Origin of the sequence: Pollutimonas sp. M17 (genome assembly GCF_025836975.1) — a bacterium.
In the GTDB taxonomy this organism is placed as follows: Bacteria; Pseudomonadota; Gammaproteobacteria; order Burkholderiales; family Burkholderiaceae_B.
Genome location: NZ_CP107548.1, coordinates 767359 through 783819 on the forward strand (window position 1 = coordinate 767359; position 16461 = coordinate 783819).

Genomic DNA, 16461 nt, shown 5'->3' on the forward strand with positions numbered 1-16461 from the left:
CTGTTAGTGATGTTGACCGGGCGGGATCGCGCCGGCGGCGGCCGCCTTCGGCAAGCCGGCCTGCCACAAGGCGCCGTGCAGCGGCGTCTCCGGCAGCCACCGGGCGATCCGTCCACGCAGGGCAAGCACGGCATCGATGTCGCAGCCGGTGTCGACCCCCATGCTTTCAAGCATGAAAATCAGATCTTCGGTGGTGACGTTGCCGCTTGCGCCTGGCGCATGGGGGCATCCGCCCAGGCCCGCCAGGCAGGCATCGAACCGGGTAATGCCTGTTTCCAGCGCCGCCAGCGCGTTGGCCATGCCCATGCCGCGCGTGTCATGGAAATGCGCGCAACACAGCTTGTCGCCGGCCATGCGCAGCGCCTGGCTGAAAAGACTGTCCACGGCGGCCGGGTCGGCATAGCCGACCGTGTCGGCCAGGCTGATGCGATCGGCGCCGGCGTCCAGCAAGGCCTGCGCCAGCCGCAGGACTTCAGCGGGTTCCACGCGGCCTTGCAGGGTGCAGCCGAAAGCGGTGCCTACGCCGCCCTCGATGATGGTTTTCGATCCCGACGAATCGCGCGCCGCCCTGATCCGGGCCACCTCGGCCACCACGTCGTCCGGCGTCTTGCGCAGGTTGGCCAGGCTGTGGGCATGGCTGGCCGACAGCGGCATGATCATCGAATGCACCCGGGCGTCGAGGGCGCGTTCGGCGCCTTTCAGGTTGGGCACCAGCACCGATGCGCGCAGTCCCGGCAGGGTATTTGCGAACGCGACAAGCTCGCCGGTATCGGCCAACTGCGGCATCAGGCGGGCGGGAACGAATGAGCCGACTTCGATTTCGTGCTGGCCCGCGGCATGGGCCGCCGCGATCCATTCTTTCTTCTGCTCGGTCGATAGGATGGCGGAGATGCTTTGCAGGCCGTCGCGCAGGCCCACTTCGCGCACCACGGCGTGCTCGGGCCAGGTCTTGCGCGATACGGAAGGAGAGCTTGTGGCGGCGGTCATGTCGTTGGAAGGGGCTGAAGACGGAAAGGATTTCTATTTTAGGTATTCTTAAAAATATGAAAAGCTCACATTTAGAACTATAAAAGTTCCATAATGGAATATCATGTGCTTCAATCGTTCATGCCTTGATTTTTTCATCCTGGAATAAATGCGCGACCTGGACCTGACCACCCTACGATTGTTTGTCGCCGTCTGCGAGCTGCGCAGCATTGCCCGCGCGGGCGAGCAGTCCAGCATCGTCGGCTCGGCCATCAGCAAGCGGCTGGCGGCGCTGGAAGAGACCGTCGGGGTCAGGCTGCTGATCCGGCGCCGCCATGGCGTCGCACCCACGCCCGCCGGAGAGACCTTGCTGGAGCATGCCCGGGCCATGCTGGCGAGCGCCGACCGCATACGGCGGGACATGCTGTCGTATGCATCGGGCGTGAAAGGGCAGGTCCGGGTATTGGCCACCGCCTCGGTGCTGGCTGAAAAGCTGGCCGAAGACCTTGCGGGGTTTCTGCAGAATCCCGACTATCGCAATATACAAATCGATATCGAAGAGCGCCTGAGCGTCGATGTCATACGGGGCATCAAGGAAGGCGTGGCCTCCGTGGGCATCTGCTGGGATGCCGCCGATTTCCAGGGGCTGCGCACCCGCCCCTACCGGACCGACCATCTGGCGATCGTCATGCATCCCGATCACCCTCTGGCCGGTTTCAAGGCACTGCCGTTCGACGCGACCCTGGATTACGAGCAGGTCAGCATATCGTCGGCCAGCGCCGTCCAGGTCATGCTGAAGCGCCAGGCCAGCCTGGCCGGCAAGCAGTTGGTCGAGCGCGTATTCGTTTCCAATCTCAATGCGGTTCTGCGGGTCGTCCTGGCCAACCTGGCCATCAGCGTGCTGCCCATCGAAGTGGCGCAGACGTACGCCAATGTGCAGGCCTTGCGGGTCATTCCGCTGACCGATGAATGGGCCAGCCGCCGATTCGCCCTGTGTTTCCGCTCGGAAGACGCGCTGACGCCCGCCGCCCGTTTGCTGGTCGACCACCTGGGTGCTTTTTCATTGGCCCGGTCCGAGGCGCCGGCTGTGACGCACCCAGCGCGCGGTTAACAGCACGGCGACCAGGCTCAGGCCCGTGGCCAGGCCGACCCATACGCCTTTGCCGCCCCAGCCCAGGCCAAAGGCCAGGAAGGCGCCGAAAGGGACGCCCAGAACCCAATAGCCGACGGCGGCGAGCATCATCGGCACGCGCGTGTCGTGCAGGCCGCGCAGCATGCCCGCGCCGACGGCTTGCGCGCCGTCGGCCAGCTGGAACAGGGCGGCGAGGGCAAGAAACTGGATGGCCAGTTCCACCACGTCTTTATTGGAGGGCAATCGGGTGTCGATGAACAGCCCGATGATCGCATGGGGAAAGAGCCACATGGTCAGCGCGGCGATGCCCATGAAGCCCACGCCCATCGCGTACGAGGTCCATCCGGCGCGCAGCAGCCCCGGCCATTGGCGCCTGCCGGCGGCCAGGCCGACGCGTATGGTGGCGACCTGGCCGAAGCCCAGCGGCACCATGAAGGAAATCGAGGCGATCTGCATGGCGATCGCATGCGCCGCCAATGCGGTCTTGCCTATCATTCCCATCATCATGACGGCCGCGTAGAACACCAGGGTTTCCAGCGTGAAGGTGACGGCGATGGGAATGCCCAGCCGCCACAGTTCCGCCAGGCGCTTGAAGTCCGCAAGCCAAAGGCGGCCGAATAGATGGTATCGGCGAAATCGCCTGTGGCGCGTAAGCACCGTCGCCATGCCAAGGAACATGGCGATGCTGGAGCATGTGCTTGCAATGCCGGCGCCCTGGAGTCCGAGCGCCGGAAATCCCCAATGCCCGAAAATCAACAGCCATCCGACCAGGGCGTTGAGCGCAATGGCCGCGCCGGCGACGAGCAAGGTCCAGGCGGGCCGTTCCAGGGCGGCCAGGACGGAGCGCAATACGATATAGCCCAGGTAGGGCAACAGCGCCCACTGCAGGGTGCGCATCAGGCCGGCCGCATCGGCCGCCATGGCGGGCCGCTGTCCCATCAGCAGCAATACCGCTTCCGCGTGCCACAGTATCAGCCACATGGGAATGCAGATCAGCAGCGCCGACCACAGGCCCTGGCGCACGGTGCGCCGCACTTCGCGCACCGCGCTTCGGCGCCTTCCGAGCGTGGCGGCGAGCATGGGCATGGTCGCCGATACCAGGCCCATGCTGAAGATCATCAGGGTGTGATACAGGCTGACCGCCAGCGAGCCGGCCGCCAATTGATCCGCGCCAAGCCTGCCCATGTAGATGAGGTCCGTGGTCAGCAGCGCTATCTGGGCCAGATTGGTGAGGATCAGGGGCCAGCCCAGCCTTAGCGACGCGCGTGCTTCATCCGCCCAAGCGCGCGCCGTTTCGGTGTTTGCTGCATGGCCGATCGATGGACGCCGTCTGGACGCGGGTTTCATGAACTGCGCGGCAATGCCCAGGTGCTGATGGCCTGTGCCACGGGGGCTCCGCCTGCTTCCGGGACCAGCAGGACCTCGCCGGCGGCCATGCGGCCGGTTTTGAGGATGTTGGCGTGAGCCAGCACGCCTCCCGGCGGCGTCTTGCGCAGGAAGTTCATGCTCAGGCTGGCCGTCACGGCATCGCGGTTTCCGGTGCCTCCGACGATGGCGGCATAGAGCGCCAGGTCGGCCAGTCCCATCAGCATGGGTCCGGCGATCATGCCGCCCAGCCTTTGGTGCGAGCTGCGCTCGGGCAGGCGCAGTACCGCCGTTCCCGCGCCGATATCCAGGATATCGATTTCCAGCACCGAGGCAAAAGGGTGGTGGCTTTCCAGCAATTGCCGGAACTCGGCGATCGTGACTCGGGGCGTTTCGGCGGGAGCGGCTGCGTTCATGGCGGGAGCGATAGTTGACGGTCTTGCGACATAGTACACTCCGGTTTCATGGACAGGCCTATGCGTATTTTCTCTTCGGGAACACGGTGGCGCGCTTTTTCGGGCGTGCTGCTGATCATGTTCTTGTTGCGGGCCCTGATCCCGGCGGGTTTCATGCCGGCCCCGGCAAGCAGCCAGGCCGGAATCCCGGGCCTGACCTATTGCATAAGCGGCTTGCCCGGCGGTGCGGCGCAAAGTCCGGCCTCCAGGAAGCCCGGCGCGGATACCGAGCCGCAGATATCGCATTGCATCTTCAGCATCGCCACGGGCCAGGCCGCCATGCTGCTGGCCGCCCTGATGCTGGCGCCCGCCATCTTCTACCTGGTCCGCGCCGTTTTTACCGGGACGGCCCGCAAGGCGCGGGCGCACATCGTGCGCGGGCCGCCGCTGGGTTCGCGAGCTCCTCCGCCCCGTCCTGCGTAAAGCGGCCGGCTTTGCCGTGCCCAGCTTCGGCTGTGCCCGATCCGTATCAGGCATGGCTTCAGGATCCAAGGATAATGTTCGAGCAATCGAATAGAGCAAACAACTATATAAGGTTTCGTGATGAAAAAAATGATTTTGATCGGCCTTGCGGCCATCGGCGGCGCAGCGGCTGTGTCGGCGCAGGCGGCGGACATGAGCGTGCGGCAGGACGATGCCGTGATGATGCTGGCGCACGCCGGGCATGCGCATGCCCAGCACGGCCACGACATGGGCAAGCATGCACAGGCCATGGCCGACGCCAAGACCTCGTCGACGCTGTCCGTATCCGCCTGCTGGATACGCTCGCTGCCGGCGCCGGCCCCATCGGCCGGCTATTTCCTGGTAAAGAATACGGGCAGCCAGCCCGCCAAGCTGCAAAGCGCTTCCTCGCCCACCTACGGCATGGTCATGCTGCACCAGACCACTCAGCACGAGGGCATGAGCAAAATGTCGGAAACGCATGACATCGCCATTCCGGCCGGGGGCGAGCTGGAGTTCAAGCCCGGCGGCTACCACGCCATGCTGGAGAAGCCATCCGCCGCACCCGCCGTCGGCAGCCATGTCAGCATGGATTTCCTGTTCGACACCGGTGAAAAGGCCAGCGCGCAGTGCGAGGTCAAGCCGGCGAATACCAAGGGGCATTGAGGGGCCGCCCCGCGATCCATCACGGGCGTCGGCGACGGTCCGCCGCCCGTGAGTCGGGGTGTCCTGGTGCCGGTCAGCCTACCTCTTGCAGTCCTGCTCCAAGACGCGTGGCGAGGCTGGAAGAGCCGGTGCATCAGGATCCCTGCGTCGACTCCAGGAAGCGGGCGACCGCCTGGTTGAAGGCTTTTGGATTGGCCAGGTTCATGCCATGCGAGGCCAGCGGAATCGTCACGCGGCTTGCCTGGACCAGCGCCTGCTCCAGCGCGTCCAGCCTGCTGCCATAACGGGGCGGGCTGTTCGCCCCGCCGATCAGCAGCACCGGGCACAGCAGGCGGCTTACACGATCCATGTCCACGGACAGGTTGACTTCGCGAAACTGCGAAAGCAGGGTATAGGCATTGTCCTTGACCATGGTCTTGAACCATCCCACCATCTGCCTCCATGTTCCCGCGCCGTTGACCGCGTCGACGAATGACGATAGCGCAAGCTCGATCTCGCCGTCCTGCAGCAGCCGGACGACCTCGCTATGGAAGGACGGGGCCGGAAGCTCGCCTCCCAACTGGAAGCCCGGATCGGCCAGGATGAGGCTGCGCGCCAGTTCCGGAGCCGCGCAGGCCAATTCCAGCGCAACCTGGGCTCCCCGGGAATGGCCCAGGATGTGAACCGGCCGGCCATTGCCGATATGTTCAATGAAGACGGCCAGGTCGCGTGTATGCCGGGCGATGCTGAAGCTTGCGTCCTCGACGGTGAATGCCGCCGGCCAGTATCCGCGCAGACTGGGAGCCACCAGCCGGTGTTCCTTCGACAGCGCGGGCAACTGCCAGCGCCAGTAGCGATAGTCGCACAGGGAGCCATGGATCAGCAACAGCATTTCGCCGCTGCCCGCCTCGATGTAGTGCAGGGGATGGTCGGGATGCGCAAAGCTGCGCTGCAGGGCTTCAGGATTGGACTGCATGGGAATAGGCTAGAGTTGGATCAGGTCGTCGACCAGGACATTGGCATGGCCCAGGCTGCAGGATTCGACGCGGGCGCGAACCTGGAAAGCCTGGGCGATGGACGAAGGGGTAATCACCGATAGCGGTTCGCCGGCGGCCAGCAGCCGCCCCTGGCGCAACAGCACCGCGGTGTCCGCATAGCGCAGGGCGATGTTCAGGTCATGCAGCACGATCAGCACCAGAAGGCCATGGTCGGCGGCCAGCCGCTTCAGCAGCCGCATGGCGTGGTGCTGGAAATTCAGGTCCAGGGATGCCAGCGGCTCGTCCAGCAGCAGCACGGCGGGTTCGTCGGCCAGGGCCTGAGCCAGCCCGACCAGTTGCTTTTGTCCGCCGGAAAGCTCGTCCAGGTAGCGCGGGCCAAGGTGGCCTATGCCCAACGTGTCCAGCACCGCCTCCGTGCGCGACATAGCGGCGGCCGGTGCCAGGCCGCCGCGGGCATTCAATGCCACCAGCAGGGCTTCGGTGACCGTCAGGTGTATCGACTCGGGCAGGAATTGCGGCAGGTAGCGGATGGTGTCGGCGCGCGCCCGGGCGGACAGTCCGCGCATATCCAGCTTGTCCAGGGACAGCGTATCGAAGCGGGCCGGCGCCAGTCCGGCAATGCTTCTGAGCAAAGTCGACTTGCCGCTGCCGTTGGGGCCCAAAAGCGCGGCCAGTCCGCCGCCGCGCAAGGCGGGCAGCGTCAGGCCCTGCAGAATCTGATTGCCGCCCAGCCTGCACGACAGGCCTTCTACACGTAGGATACGGGACGCTGGACTATTCATGACTAGTGCACGGTCCGGCGCATCAAGGCAAGAATGAAGAAGGGAATGCCCACCAGCGTGGTGACGATGCCCACCGGCACCAGGGCCTGGCCGCCGACGAGCTTGGCCGCGACCGACGCGCCGGCGAGAATCGCGCCGCCTATGCAGGCGCTGGCAGGCAGATACCATCGGTGGTCCTCCCCCCACAGCCTTCTGGCGATATGCGGGGAGATCAGCCCCACGAAGCCGATGACGCCCACCAGGGCCACCGCCAGCGAGGCCAGCACGCTGACGCGCAAAAGCGCGCCGCGCCGTATGCGCTGCGGGTCGACGCCAAAGCTTGCGGCGCGGTCGTCGCCGAAACGCAGGGCGGTAAGCTGCCAGGCGCGGCGCAGGGAAAAGGGCAGCGTCAGAAGCAGGGCGGCCGCCATCATGGCCAGCTTGATCCAGTCGCTGCGTGCCAGGCTGCCCATCATCCAGAACACCAGGTCCTGCAAGGAAGACGCGTTGGCCGTCAATTGCACCAGGGACAGCAGTGCGTTGAAGGTGAACACCAGGGCAATGCCGAACAGCACGATGGCCGCCGCGCCGATCCGCGCCCGCCGCGCGACGGCATCCAGCAGCAGGGTGCACAGCAGGGCCAGGACAAAGGCATTGAAGACCAGGGCGTACTGCGTGGGCATGAAAGGAAGATGCCAGTCGAACACCAGGGTAATGCCCGCGCCCAGGGCGGCGGCCGACGAAACGCCCAGGGTGAAGGGGCTGGCCAGTGGATTGTTCAGCACGGTTTGCATTTCGGCGCCGGCCAGGCCCAGCGCCGCGCCCACCAGCACCGCCATCAGGGCCTGGGGAAGGCGTATGTTCCAGACGATGGCCTGCGTGGTGGGGTCGGCCGAGGAGGGGGAAAGAACCGCCAGTGCAAGCTGGGCCAGGCTCATGTCGGCCGGCCCCAGGGTCACGTCGATGGCGGCCAGGCAGGCGACGCCGGCCGCGAGCAGCGCCAGGAACGCCTTGCGGCGCCTCCATGACTGCCGATAGGCGGCGCCGGCCGATATGCTGGCGGGCATTACTGCAGCAGCTTGAGGCGGCTCTTGGCGGTTTCGGCGGCCGAGGTCTGCGGGTAGTCCTTGACGATCTTCTGCAGGCTGGCCTTGGCGCCCGCCATGTCATTCAGCTCGATCTGGCTGGCGGCGATGACCAGCAGGGCGTCGGGAGCACGCGGATCTTGCGGCGTGGCCTTGACCATGGCGGCCAGGCCCTGGACGGAGCCCTTGAAATCCTTGCTGGCGTAACGGCTGCTGCCTTGATAGAAGCGCGCCTCGGGGGCCAGTTGGCTGTCCGGATAGGCTTCCAGGAAGGTGGCGAAGCTGGCCGCGGCTTCCTTGTACTTGCCGGCGCGGAACAAGCCCATGGGCGTTTCGTATGCGGCTTGTTCTTGCGGATCGGCCACCTTGGTGGTGTTCCCGCCCGATTGATCCTGGCTGGAACGTTTTTCGAGATCCGCCTGCCAGTTCAGCTGCTCGATCTGGCCGCGCATGCTGGCCATTTCGTGCTGCAGGGTTTCCATCTGATCGGCCAGCTGCAATCGGGCTTGCCGGTTTTGGTCGGTCAGCTGCTTGATCTGTTCGCGCAGTTCCAGAATGGCGCGACGCGCTTCGTCATCGGAGAAAGCCTGTGCGGGGGCTGCAAATGCCGCGGACAGGGCAATGCCGGTGGCCAGCACGGCGGTGCGCAGGGACTTGGGGTAGACGCTCATTTTCTGTTCCGTTCAAATGAAAACGCCGCGGCGGAATGCCGCCACGGCGTTGCAGGGGGAAACCTGTTCAGATATTACTGCTGATACACGATATCTGCACGACGGTTTTCAGCGTAGTCGGCTTCGGTGTTGCCCATTGCCTTCGGGCGCTCCTTGCCGAAGCTGATGGCTTCGATCTGGTTGCTGTTCACACCCAGCAAAGTCATCATGCGTGCAACGGCGTCGGAACGGCGCTGGCCAAGGGCCAGGTTGTATTCAGAGCCTCCACGGGCATCGGCGTTGCCTTCGATGCGGATCTTTTGCTGCGCGTGGCCGGTGAGGTAGGAGGAATGCATTTCCACCAGGCTGCGGTATTGATCAGGGACGGTGTAGCTATCGAAATCGAAATAGACCGAACGCTGTTGGGCGAGCGGGCTTTGCGGGTTGAATGGGTCCATAATCTGACCCGCACTGGCCGAGTCGCTACCGCTGCCAGTTCCGCTGCCGGACTGGTCGAGAGGCACCGAGCTACATGCAGCCAAACCAGCTGCAAATACGGCTATTGTGAGGGTTCTTGCGATGCGCGAGCTCATTTAAGTTCCTTTGAAAAAGAGTCACACTGAAAATTAATTAGTAAATGGTCCCCAGGTCGGTTCGCGTACTTTGCCGTTAAGCGCCGAAAGCGTTTGGCGTACGCGGCCATCAACAGAAGTAACAGCTAAAACACTACGGCCGCCTTGTACGGAACTATATAGGATTTGCATTCCGTTCGGTGCAAAACTTGGTGACTCGTCATCGGGTCCGGCGGTTAGCAACTGTTCGGAACCGGACCCCATGTTTTGTATTGCAACCCGGAAAGCACCATTTCTACGTGTAACGTACACCAGGTTGTTTCCATCGGGCGACAGGGCCGGTGAGATATTGTAACTTCCGTTAAAGGTAATGCGTTGCGCATCCCCGCCGCCGACAGGGACTTTATAGATGTGCGGGCTGCCGCCGCGATCGCTGGTGAAAACGATGGATGCGCCGTCCGGTGTGTACTGCGGCTCGGTGTCGATCAGGGGCGATCGCATGATGCGGCGCAGGCCGGATCCGTCGGCATTGATGGTGTAGATCTGCGAGATGCTGTCGCGCGAAAGAACGATGGCGAGTTGCTGTCCGTTGGGCGACCATGCCGGGGCGCTGTTGTTGCCCTTGAAATTGGCCAGCGGAACGCGTTGGCCGGAGGCCAGGGTCTGCACATAGACGACCGGCTTGCCGGACTCGAAACTGACATAGGCCAGCTGTTTGCCATCGGGCGACCAGGCGGGCGAAATAATGGATTGCTTCGAGCGCAGCATCACTTGAGGATTTTGCCCGTCCGCATCAGCAATTTGTAACTCATAGCTGTTGCCAGTTTGCAACACGTACGCAATGCGCGTGGAAAAGACACCGCGTACGCCGGTGATTTTTTCATAGATGCGATCGGCGATCTGGTGGGCGATGCGGCGCAGCTCTTTTTCGGTGCCGCTGAAGGCGACGCCGTCCAGCTGGGTCTTGCGGACCGAGTCCACCAGTCGATAGCTGACGTTGTACTGGCCGCCGGACTGGGTAATGGCCCCATAAGCAAGGTAGTCGGCCCCACGATTGCGCCATTCTTCATAGGCGATGGAGCTTTCCAGGTTCAGGTTGACGCCGGTGGCGTTGATCAGCCGGAACTGGCCCGAGCGGGTCAGGTCGGCCCGGATGACTTCGGCAACTGCCTGCCCCTGCGCATCGCCGGCGAAATCGGCGATGGCGATGGGGTACTGGGTGGCGCCCACCCCCGAGATGTCGACCCTTAACTGTGCTTGGGCGGATCCCGCGGCAAGCAGGCTGGCGGCAAGCGCCAGTATCCCGAAAGCCCAGACGCGCCATAGGCTGGGCGCGGCGGTTTTGGCTGGAGTGACGGCTGTCATATCTACTATCTCCTGTTAATCGTACATTCGGTAGTCACCCTCGATTTCCGAGGGGTATTTGCCTGACGGCGGTTTGGGGAAGGGCGAGCAGGCCTGTATGCCCTTTCTGACCGCTTCGTCGAAACGCGGGTTCCCCGACGAGCGCCTGATGTCGACTTTTTCGACGGTGCCGTTCGACTTGAGCTGTGCCCTGTATTGTACTGTCGGGTTGCTGCTTCCTTGCTGGGGCGGCACGTTGTAGACCACGCGTGGGCGCACGCAGGCCCTGACCTTGGCGGCGTAGCCGTTGTCGTTGCCTCCGCCGCCGGACTGGTTCCGGTCGGCGGTGCCGCCCGGTATGCCGGCCGCGCCCAGGGCGTCGCTGCGCATGGCTTCGCGGATGGCTTCGCGCTTGGCCGCGGCTGCTTTCTCGGCTGCCGCCTTCTTGGCCGCCGCTTCCTTGGCTTTCTTCTCGGCGGCGGCTTTCTTCTCGGCCGCTTCCTTTTCGGCTGCCGCTTTTTCCGCCGCGGCCTTCTCGGCAGCCGCCTTTGCAGCGGCTTCCTTGGCTTTCTTCTCTTTCTCGGCTGCGGCTTTTTCGGCTGCGGCTTTTTCGGCTGCAGCTTTTTCGGCGGCGGCTTTTTCCGCCGCGGCCTTCTCCGCCGCGGCCTTCTCCGCCGCCGCTTTTTCGGCGACCTCTTTCCTGGCCGCTTCTTCCCTGGCCTTCTTTTCGGCCGCCGCTTTCTCGGCCGCCAGTTCGCGGGCCTTCTGCTCGGCGGCGGCTTTCTCGGCCGCCGCTTTTTCAGCGGCTTCCTTGGCTTTTTTCTCTTCAGCCGCCTTTTTCTCGGCCGCGGCCTTCTCAGCTGCGGCCTTTTCGCGGGCGGCCTCCTGGGCGGCGGCCTTTTCCTTGGCTTCGCGTTCCTTGCGGGCTTTCTCCAGGGCGATGTCGGGGTCCACTTCCGGCTCGGGCTGGGGAACCGGCGGCTGTTGCTCGGCGGGCGGCGTTGGAGGCGTCGGCTCGGGAGCAGGCTCGGGTTCAGGCGCGGGCTCGGGTTGAGGCGCGGGCTCGGGTTCGGGCGGCGGTTCGGGAGCGGGCTCCGGCGGAGTGCTGGCCTCTTCGGCCGTTTCGGGCTCGGTCTCGGGTTCCGCGGCGGTGGGCGTGGTGCCATCGGCCCATAGCTCCACCTGCACGGGATTCGGATTGCTGGGCGAGGCAATGAAACCGAACAGCATGAACAGGATCAGGGCGCCATGTATGGCCAGCGCATAGCTCAGCGCCCGACGCTCATCCCGTTGCTCGGGCGTCGGTGGCTGGGTCTTGCGGGTATTTTTCTGTGTCTGCTTCATTGCGTCGCGTGAAGTCCCGCAGGCGAGCCCGCGGGCGCAGCCTTATCTGTTTTGCTGTTCAGGATTCGATTTCTGGTCGACCAGCAAGCCCAGTCGCTGGATGCCGCTGCTGCGCAACTGGTCCATGATTTTCATGACGGTCTCATAGGGCACCCGGCCGTCGGCGGCGATCACGACCGGCGTGTCCGCGGTCGCCCTGGAGCGGACTTCGGTCACCAGTTCCTGGCTGTTGATTTTCTCGAATTCGGCGCCGGCGTCGCGCACGCGCAGGGAAACGGTGCCGTCCTCCTCGACCTGGACCTCCACGGGCTTGGACTGCACCTCGGCGGCCTGGCCGACGGAGGGCAGTTCGATGAGCCCGGGTGTGATCATGGGGGCGGTGACCATGAAAATCACCAGAAGGACCAGCATGACGTCGATGTACGGCACCACGTTGATCTCGTTCTTCAGACGGCGGGAGCGGCTGTTGCCGCCGCGGACGGACGGCATCAGCGCACCTGACGTTGCAAGATGTTCAGGAATTCGTCGATAAAGCTATCGAAACGAATGGACAGCCGGTCGATCTCGTTGGTGTAGCGGTTGTACGCCACCACCGCCGGGATCGCCGCGAACAGGCCGATGGCCGTGGCGATGAGCGCCTCGGCGATGCCGGGAGCGACGGCCGAAAGCGTTGCCTGCTGCATGGAGGACAGGCCGATGAAGGCGTGCATGATGCCCCATACCGTGCCCAGCAGCCCGATATAGGGGCTGACCGATCCGGCCGAGGCCAGGAAGTTCAGGTGCGATTCCAGGCTGTCCATTTCGCGCTGATAGGTGGCGCGCATGGCGCGGCGCGGGCCGTCCAGCAGCGCGTCCCCGCCGCCGTTGTTGCGGCGCGCCTTGATGAACTCGGTCATGCCGGCGTCGAAAATGCGCGCCAGGGCGCCATGTTCGCTGCGGCGGGTGGCCACGGCCTGCTGCAGGACGGACAGATCGCCGCCCGCCCAGAAATCGTCTTCGAAGCGACGTGTTTGCTCGTTCGCGCGTTTCAGGGTGGCGCGCTTGCTGAAAATATAGGTCCAGGACAGTATCGAAATGCCCAGCAGAATAAGCATGACGACCTGCACGGGCAGGCTGGCATCGACAAGTAAGGTAAGCAACGACAGGTCGCTGGTGGGTTGCATGGTTATTTCTTGGCCTTTTCCAGTAGAGTTCTGAGTTGGTTGGAGAACGCGGCGGGACGGAACGATTGCGCGTCCACGCAGCACACTTGGATCCCGCTTTCGCAAAGCAGTTCCGTGTCGCGTAGGGCGGATTGCCTGAAGTTGACGGATGCGGGGCCAACACGGGTGATCGTGCTGTGTATTGCAATCAAATCATCGAGCCTTGCGGGCTTGCGATATTGTATTTCAACGTTCTTCACTACGAATATGCGTTTTTCTTGTTCGGCCATCGTGGATTGGTCGACGCCGAGCCGCCGCAGCCATTCCGTCCTGCCCCGCTCAAAAAACTTCAGGTAGTTAGCGTAATACATTACGCCGCCCGCGTCCGTGTCTTCGTAATATACGCGAATATCCAGGCGTGAAAATGAAAGGGGTGTTTCGATGGACATGTCTTTCGTTAAGTGGTGTGACATCGCCCGGCAGCCGTCCGGTGCCGTAAAGATATCGGGCCGGTCTTGCCGGCCCGGACACGCGTCATAGCGATTTTAACTGCTCCAGCGCATGGGCGAGGGCGTCGGCCACGGCCACTTTGTCGGCCGTTTCCTGGCGCCGCGTCTGGATTTCGACGATGCCGTCCTTCAGCCCCCGGTCTCCGATCGTGATGCGCAACGGAGCGCCGATGAGCTCCCAGTCCGCGAACATGATGCCGGGGCGGGTGTCGCGGTCGTCCAGCATGACGTCCACGCCCTGCTGGCGCAGCGATTCATAGAGTGTTTGCGCGACGTTGCGGACTGTTTCACTTTTATGCCAGCCCATGGGGCAGATGACGGCTTCGAACGGTGCGATGGCACGGGGCCAGACGATGCCTTTTTCGTCATGGTTCTGCTCGATGGCGGCGGCCGCGATGCGGCTGATTCCTATGCCGTAGCAGCCCATCTGCAGGACGGCCGGTTTCCCGTCGGTTTCCAGGAAGGTGGCGCCCAGCGCCTTGGAGTACTTGTCGCCCAGGAAGAAGACATGGCCGACTTCGATGCCCCGCTGTATGGCCAACTGGCCGCCCTGCGGATCGGGGTCGCCGGCGACCACATTGCGCAGATCGGCGACTTCGGGCTCGGGCAGGTCGCGGCCCCAGTTCACGCCGGTGTAGTGGAAGCCTTCCTGGTTGGCCCCGCAAATGAAGTTGCTCATGTTGGCGACGGTCCGGTCGGCAATGACCGTGACCGGCCCGATGGGATTCACTGGGCCCAGGTAGCCGGGCACGCAGCCGAAGGCCGCCATGATTTCCTCTTCGGTGGCGAAACGGTAGCCGCCTTCGAAGCCGGCCAGTTTGCCGGCCTTGACCTCGTTCAGTTCGTGATCGCCGCGCAGCAGCAGCAGCCATATCCTGGCCTGCCCGGAGGCCTCGGGGCTGTCGGTGGCCAGAACGATGGATTTGACCGTGTCCGTCAGGGGCCTGTTCAGTTGCTCGGCGACGATTTCGCATTTGGGCGCGGCGGGCGTCGGCGCCTTGAACAGATCTTCGGTGGCGGCACCGCGCTGCGGTATCAGGCAGGCCGCCTCGGCCAGCTCGATATTGGCCGCGTATTCGGAGTCCGGGTTGTAGACGATAAGGTCTTCGCCGGTATCGGCGATGACCTGGAATTCATGGCTGCGCGAGCCGCCTATCGAGCCCGTATCGGCGGCGACCGCGCGGAACTCCAGGCCCAGGCGCTTGAAGATGCGCATGTAGGCGTCGTACATGCTGTCGTAGCTGGCCTGGGCGGATGCTTCGTCGCGGTCGAAGGAATAGGCGTCCTTCATGGTGAACTCGCGGCCCCGCATCAGGCCGAAGCGCGGCCGGCGCTCGTCGCGGAACTTGGTCTGGATGTGATAGAAGTTCAGCGGCAGCTGGCGCCAGCTGTGTATTTCGTTGCGGGCAATGTCGGTAATGACCTCTTCCGACGTGGGCTGCAGCACGAAATCGCGCTGATGCCTGTCCTTGATGCGCAGCAATTCGGCGCCGTATTGCTCCCAGCGGCCCGATTCGACCCAGAGTTCGGCCGGCTGCACCACCGGCATCAGCAGTTCGATGGCGCCGGCCCGGTTCATTTCCTCGCGCACAATGGCTTCTATCTTGCGCAAGACCTTCAGCCCCAGCGGCATGTAGGTGTAGATTCCTCCGGCGGCCTTGCGGATCATGCCGGCCCGGGTCATGAGCTGATGGCTCTTGACTTCGGCTTCCGCAGGCGCTTCTTTCAGTGTATTGATGTGATACTTGCTTGCATGCATGGTGGGGATCTCGACAGATACGTATAATCAACAGTAATTGTATTGAATTCGCTTTGGGGTGGCCCATGTTAGACCGTGAAGGCTACCGTCCTAATGTCGGCATTATCCTCGTAAATCAGAAAAACGAGGTTTTCTGGGGTAAACGCATTCGGGAGCATGCATGGCAGTTTCCGCAAGGGGGCATCAAGTACGGGGAAAGCCCCGTTCAGGCCATGTACCGCGAGCTGCACGAAGAAGTGGGCTTGCTGCCCGAGCATGTGCGCATATTAGGTCGGACGCGCGAGTGGCTGCGTTACAACGTGCCGAGCAATTTTGTTCGGCGCGATTCGCGTGGCCACTATAAAGGGCAAAAACAGATCTGGTTTTTGCTCCGGCTGGTCGGACGCGATTCCGACGTGTGCCTGCGCGCCAGCCACAACCCCGAGTTCGATGCCTGGCGCTGGAGTTCCTATTGGGTTCCGCTCGAGGCCGTCATCGAGTTCAAGCGCGAGGTCTACACCTTGGCGCTGAACGAACTGGCCGCCATACTTTTCAAAAGAGGGCAGGAAACCCGCTATCTCAGGCAGCGCGTCCAGAGCCAGCGCGCCGCCGCGCCCCAGCCGGACAACAAGGGCCATGCGCGTACTATTGGTTGAGGACGAGCGCGAGATGGCCGCCTGGCTTGAACGCGCGCTCGCCCAGAGCGGTTTCGTGCCCGAGCATGCCCCCGACGCACAGACGGCCGAACATCTGCTGTCCACATCCGACTACGACGCGGTCATCATGGATCTGCGCCTGCCCGACAAGCACGGGCTGGTTCTCCTGCGCGAAATGCGCAATCGGGGCGACGTGACGCCGGTGCTCATCCTGACCGCCCAGGGCGCCTTGCAGGACAGGGTGCGCGGCCTGAACCTGGGGGCCGACGATTTCGTGACCAAGCCTTTTGCGCTGGAAGAGCTCGAAGCCAGGCTGACGGCGCTCGTGCGCCGCAGCCGCGGCCGGCAGGCGCCCCGCATGCAGTGCGGCTCGCTGATCTACGACAGCGAAAGCCGCGCCTTCTCCCTGGACGGCGCCATATTGCACCTGACGCCGCGCGAACATGCGGCGCTGGCCGTGCTGGTCACACGCAGCGGCCTGCCGGTGGAAAAGAACCAGCTCTACAGCAGGGTGTTCGATCACGACAGCGAGGCAAGCCTGGATGCCATCGAGGTCGTGCTGCACCGCCTGCGCAAGAAGCTGGCCGGCAGCGACGTGCGCATCGTCACGGTGCGGGGCCTGGGCTATATGCTCGAAAGCATCAACGAAGATGGCTGA

At 63.7% G+C, this 16461-nt stretch carries 19 protein-coding genes; 5 read left to right on the forward strand and 14 right to left on the reverse strand.

Annotated features, from left to right (window positions below):
- Positions 1–3: 3 nt before the first annotated feature.
- A complete protein-coding gene (locus tag OEG81_RS03695; protein ID WP_264131384.1) occupies positions 4–987 on the reverse strand; it encodes a hydroxymethylglutaryl-CoA lyase in 984 nt (327 codons plus the stop codon).
- Positions 988–1135: 148 nt separating this feature from the next.
- Here OEG81_RS03695 and OEG81_RS03700 point away from each other — a divergent pair, with 148 nt between their 5' ends.
- Positions 1136–2077, forward strand: coding sequence for a LysR family transcriptional regulator (locus OEG81_RS03700; RefSeq protein WP_264131385.1), 942 nt, complete (start codon positions 1136–1138; stop codon positions 2075–2077).
- Here OEG81_RS03700 and OEG81_RS03705 read toward each other — a convergent pair.
- Together OEG81_RS03705 and OEG81_RS03710 are read right to left on the reverse strand one after the other, a co-directional pair.
- Positions 2027–3445 (reverse strand): MATE family efflux transporter, encoded by a 1419-nt coding sequence (locus OEG81_RS03705; protein WP_264131386.1) that lies wholly within the window; start codon positions 3443–3445, stop codon positions 2027–2029. The genes OEG81_RS03700 and OEG81_RS03705 overlap by 51 nt on opposite strands.
- Positions 3442–3879: a PaaI family thioesterase gene (locus OEG81_RS03710; protein ID WP_264131387.1), complete on the reverse strand. Its 438-nt coding sequence runs from the start codon at positions 3877–3879 to the stop codon at positions 3442–3444. Before OEG81_RS03710 ends, OEG81_RS03705 begins: the two co-directional genes overlap by 4 nt.
- Positions 3880–3939: 60 nt before the next feature.
- Here OEG81_RS03710 and OEG81_RS03715 point away from each other — a divergent pair, with 60 nt between their 5' ends.
- Both OEG81_RS03715 and OEG81_RS03720 read left to right on the forward strand, forming a co-directional pair.
- Positions 3940–4341, forward strand: a complete 402-nt coding sequence (locus OEG81_RS03715) for a hypothetical protein (RefSeq protein ID WP_264131388.1) — start codon at positions 3940–3942, stop codon at positions 4339–4341.
- A gap of 120 nt (positions 4342–4461) precedes the next feature.
- A complete protein-coding gene (locus OEG81_RS03720; RefSeq protein WP_264131389.1) occupies positions 4462–5025 on the forward strand; it encodes a copper chaperone PCu(A)C in 564 nt (187 codons plus the stop codon).
- Between the two features lie 133 nt (positions 5026–5158).
- Here OEG81_RS03720 and OEG81_RS03725 read toward each other — a convergent pair whose 3' ends face one another.
- The 11 genes from OEG81_RS03725 to OEG81_RS03775 all read right to left on the reverse strand — a co-directional run bounded on the left by OEG81_RS03725 (position 5159) and on the right by OEG81_RS03775 (position 15168).
- Positions 5159–5980: an alpha/beta fold hydrolase gene (locus OEG81_RS03725; RefSeq protein WP_264131390.1), complete on the reverse strand. Its 822-nt coding sequence runs from the start codon at positions 5978–5980 to the stop codon at positions 5159–5161.
- 9 nt (positions 5981–5989) lie between these two features.
- Positions 5990–6784 (reverse strand): ABC transporter ATP-binding protein, encoded by a 795-nt coding sequence (locus OEG81_RS03730; protein ID WP_264131391.1) that lies wholly within the window; start codon positions 6782–6784, stop codon positions 5990–5992.
- Positions 6785–6786: 2 nt separating this feature from the next.
- Positions 6787–7830: a FecCD family ABC transporter permease gene (locus OEG81_RS03735; protein WP_264131392.1), complete on the reverse strand. Its 1044-nt coding sequence runs from the start codon at positions 7828–7830 to the stop codon at positions 6787–6789.
- Positions 7830–8519: a tol-pal system protein YbgF gene (gene ybgF, locus OEG81_RS03740; RefSeq protein WP_264131393.1), complete on the reverse strand. Its 690-nt coding sequence runs from the start codon at positions 8517–8519 to the stop codon at positions 7830–7832. The genes OEG81_RS03735 and ybgF overlap by 1 nt, the downstream gene beginning before the upstream one ends.
- A 74-nt stretch (positions 8520–8593) precedes the next feature.
- Positions 8594–9091 (reverse strand): peptidoglycan-associated lipoprotein Pal, encoded by a 498-nt coding sequence (pal, locus tag OEG81_RS03745; RefSeq protein ID WP_264131394.1) that lies wholly within the window; start codon positions 9089–9091, stop codon positions 8594–8596.
- Between the two features lie 33 nt (positions 9092–9124).
- A complete protein-coding gene (gene tolB / locus OEG81_RS03750) occupies positions 9125–10435 on the reverse strand; it encodes a Tol-Pal system beta propeller repeat protein TolB (protein WP_264131395.1) in 1311 nt (436 codons plus the stop codon).
- A gap of 15 nt (positions 10436–10450) precedes the next feature.
- Positions 10451–11758: a cell envelope integrity protein TolA gene (gene tolA / locus OEG81_RS03755; RefSeq protein ID WP_264131396.1), complete on the reverse strand. Its 1308-nt coding sequence runs from the start codon at positions 11756–11758 to the stop codon at positions 10451–10453.
- A 42-nt stretch (positions 11759–11800) separates the two neighbouring features.
- The gene (gene tolR, locus OEG81_RS03760; protein ID WP_264131397.1) at positions 11801–12247 is read right to left on the reverse strand and encodes a protein TolR; all 447 of its coding nucleotides are present in this window, start codon (positions 12245–12247) and stop codon (positions 11801–11803) included.
- Complete coding sequence (tolQ, locus tag OEG81_RS03765) at positions 12247–12921, reverse strand: protein TolQ (protein WP_264131398.1); 675 nt, start codon at positions 12919–12921, stop codon at positions 12247–12249. The genes tolR and tolQ overlap by 1 nt, the downstream gene beginning before the upstream one ends.
- 2 nt (positions 12922–12923) lie before the next feature.
- On the reverse strand, positions 12924–13349 hold the full coding sequence (ybgC, locus tag OEG81_RS03770; protein WP_264131399.1) for a tol-pal system-associated acyl-CoA thioesterase: 426 nt from the start codon (positions 13347–13349) through the stop codon (positions 12924–12926).
- Between the two features lie 85 nt (positions 13350–13434).
- A complete protein-coding gene (locus OEG81_RS03775) occupies positions 13435–15168 on the reverse strand; it encodes a proline--tRNA ligase (protein ID WP_264131400.1) in 1734 nt (577 codons plus the stop codon).
- A 65-nt stretch (positions 15169–15233) separates the two neighbouring features.
- On the opposite strand from OEG81_RS03775, the gene OEG81_RS03780 reads away from it, so the two are divergent.
- Both OEG81_RS03780 and OEG81_RS03785 read left to right on the forward strand, forming a co-directional pair.
- Positions 15234–15803: an RNA pyrophosphohydrolase gene (locus OEG81_RS03780; protein ID WP_264131401.1), complete on the forward strand. Its 570-nt coding sequence runs from the start codon at positions 15234–15236 to the stop codon at positions 15801–15803.
- Positions 15784–16461: a response regulator gene (locus tag OEG81_RS03785; protein WP_264131402.1), complete on the forward strand. Its 678-nt coding sequence runs from the start codon at positions 15784–15786 to the stop codon at positions 16459–16461. The genes OEG81_RS03780 and OEG81_RS03785 overlap by 20 nt, the downstream gene beginning before the upstream one ends.

Bases quoted from the DNA above. Each gene is read 5' to 3' on its own strand.
- OEG81_RS03695 (WP_264131384.1), bottom strand. From the start codon at position 987: ATGACCGCCGCCACAAGCTCTCCTTCCGTATCGCGCAAGACCTGGCCC.
- OEG81_RS03700 (WP_264131385.1), top strand. From the start codon at position 1,136: ATGCGCGACCTGGACCTGACCACCCTACGATTGTTTGTCGCCGTCTGC.
- OEG81_RS03705 (WP_264131386.1), bottom strand. From the start codon at position 3,445: ATGAAACCCGCGTCCAGACGGCGTCCATCGATCGGCCATGCAGCAAAC.
- OEG81_RS03710 (WP_264131387.1), bottom strand. From the start codon at position 3,879: ATGAACGCAGCCGCTCCCGCCGAAACGCCCCGAGTCACGATCGCCGAG.
- OEG81_RS03715 (WP_264131388.1), top strand. From the start codon at position 3,940: ATGCGTATTTTCTCTTCGGGAACACGGTGGCGCGCTTTTTCGGGCGTG.
- OEG81_RS03720 (WP_264131389.1), top strand. From the start codon at position 4,462: ATGAAAAAAATGATTTTGATCGGCCTTGCGGCCATCGGCGGCGCAGCG.
- OEG81_RS03725 (WP_264131390.1), bottom strand. From the start codon at position 5,980: ATGCAGTCCAATCCTGAAGCCCTGCAGCGCAGCTTTGCGCATCCCGAC.
- OEG81_RS03730 (WP_264131391.1), bottom strand. From the start codon at position 6,784: ATGAATAGTCCAGCGTCCCGTATCCTACGTGTAGAAGGCCTGTCGTGC.
- OEG81_RS03735 (WP_264131392.1), bottom strand. From the start codon at position 7,830: ATGCCCGCCAGCATATCGGCCGGCGCCGCCTATCGGCAGTCATGGAGG.
- ybgF (WP_264131393.1), bottom strand. From the start codon at position 8,519: ATGAGCGTCTACCCCAAGTCCCTGCGCACCGCCGTGCTGGCCACCGGC.
- pal (WP_264131394.1), bottom strand. From the start codon at position 9,091: ATGAGCTCGCGCATCGCAAGAACCCTCACAATAGCCGTATTTGCAGCT.
- tolB (WP_264131395.1), bottom strand. From the start codon at position 10,435: ATGACAGCCGTCACTCCAGCCAAAACCGCCGCGCCCAGCCTATGGCGC.
- tolA (WP_264131396.1), bottom strand. From the start codon at position 11,758: ATGAAGCAGACACAGAAAAATACCCGCAAGACCCAGCCACCGACGCCC.
- tolR (WP_264131397.1), bottom strand. From the start codon at position 12,247: ATGCCGTCCGTCCGCGGCGGCAACAGCCGCTCCCGCCGTCTGAAGAAC.
- tolQ (WP_264131398.1), bottom strand. From the start codon at position 12,921: ATGCAACCCACCAGCGACCTGTCGTTGCTTACCTTACTTGTCGATGCC.
- ybgC (WP_264131399.1), bottom strand. From the start codon at position 13,349: ATGTCCATCGAAACACCCCTTTCATTTTCACGCCTGGATATTCGCGTA.
- OEG81_RS03775 (WP_264131400.1), bottom strand. From the start codon at position 15,168: ATGCATGCAAGCAAGTATCACATCAATACACTGAAAGAAGCGCCTGCG.
- OEG81_RS03780 (WP_264131401.1), top strand. From the start codon at position 15,234: ATGTTAGACCGTGAAGGCTACCGTCCTAATGTCGGCATTATCCTCGTA.
- OEG81_RS03785 (WP_264131402.1), top strand. From the start codon at position 15,784: ATGCGCGTACTATTGGTTGAGGACGAGCGCGAGATGGCCGCCTGGCTT.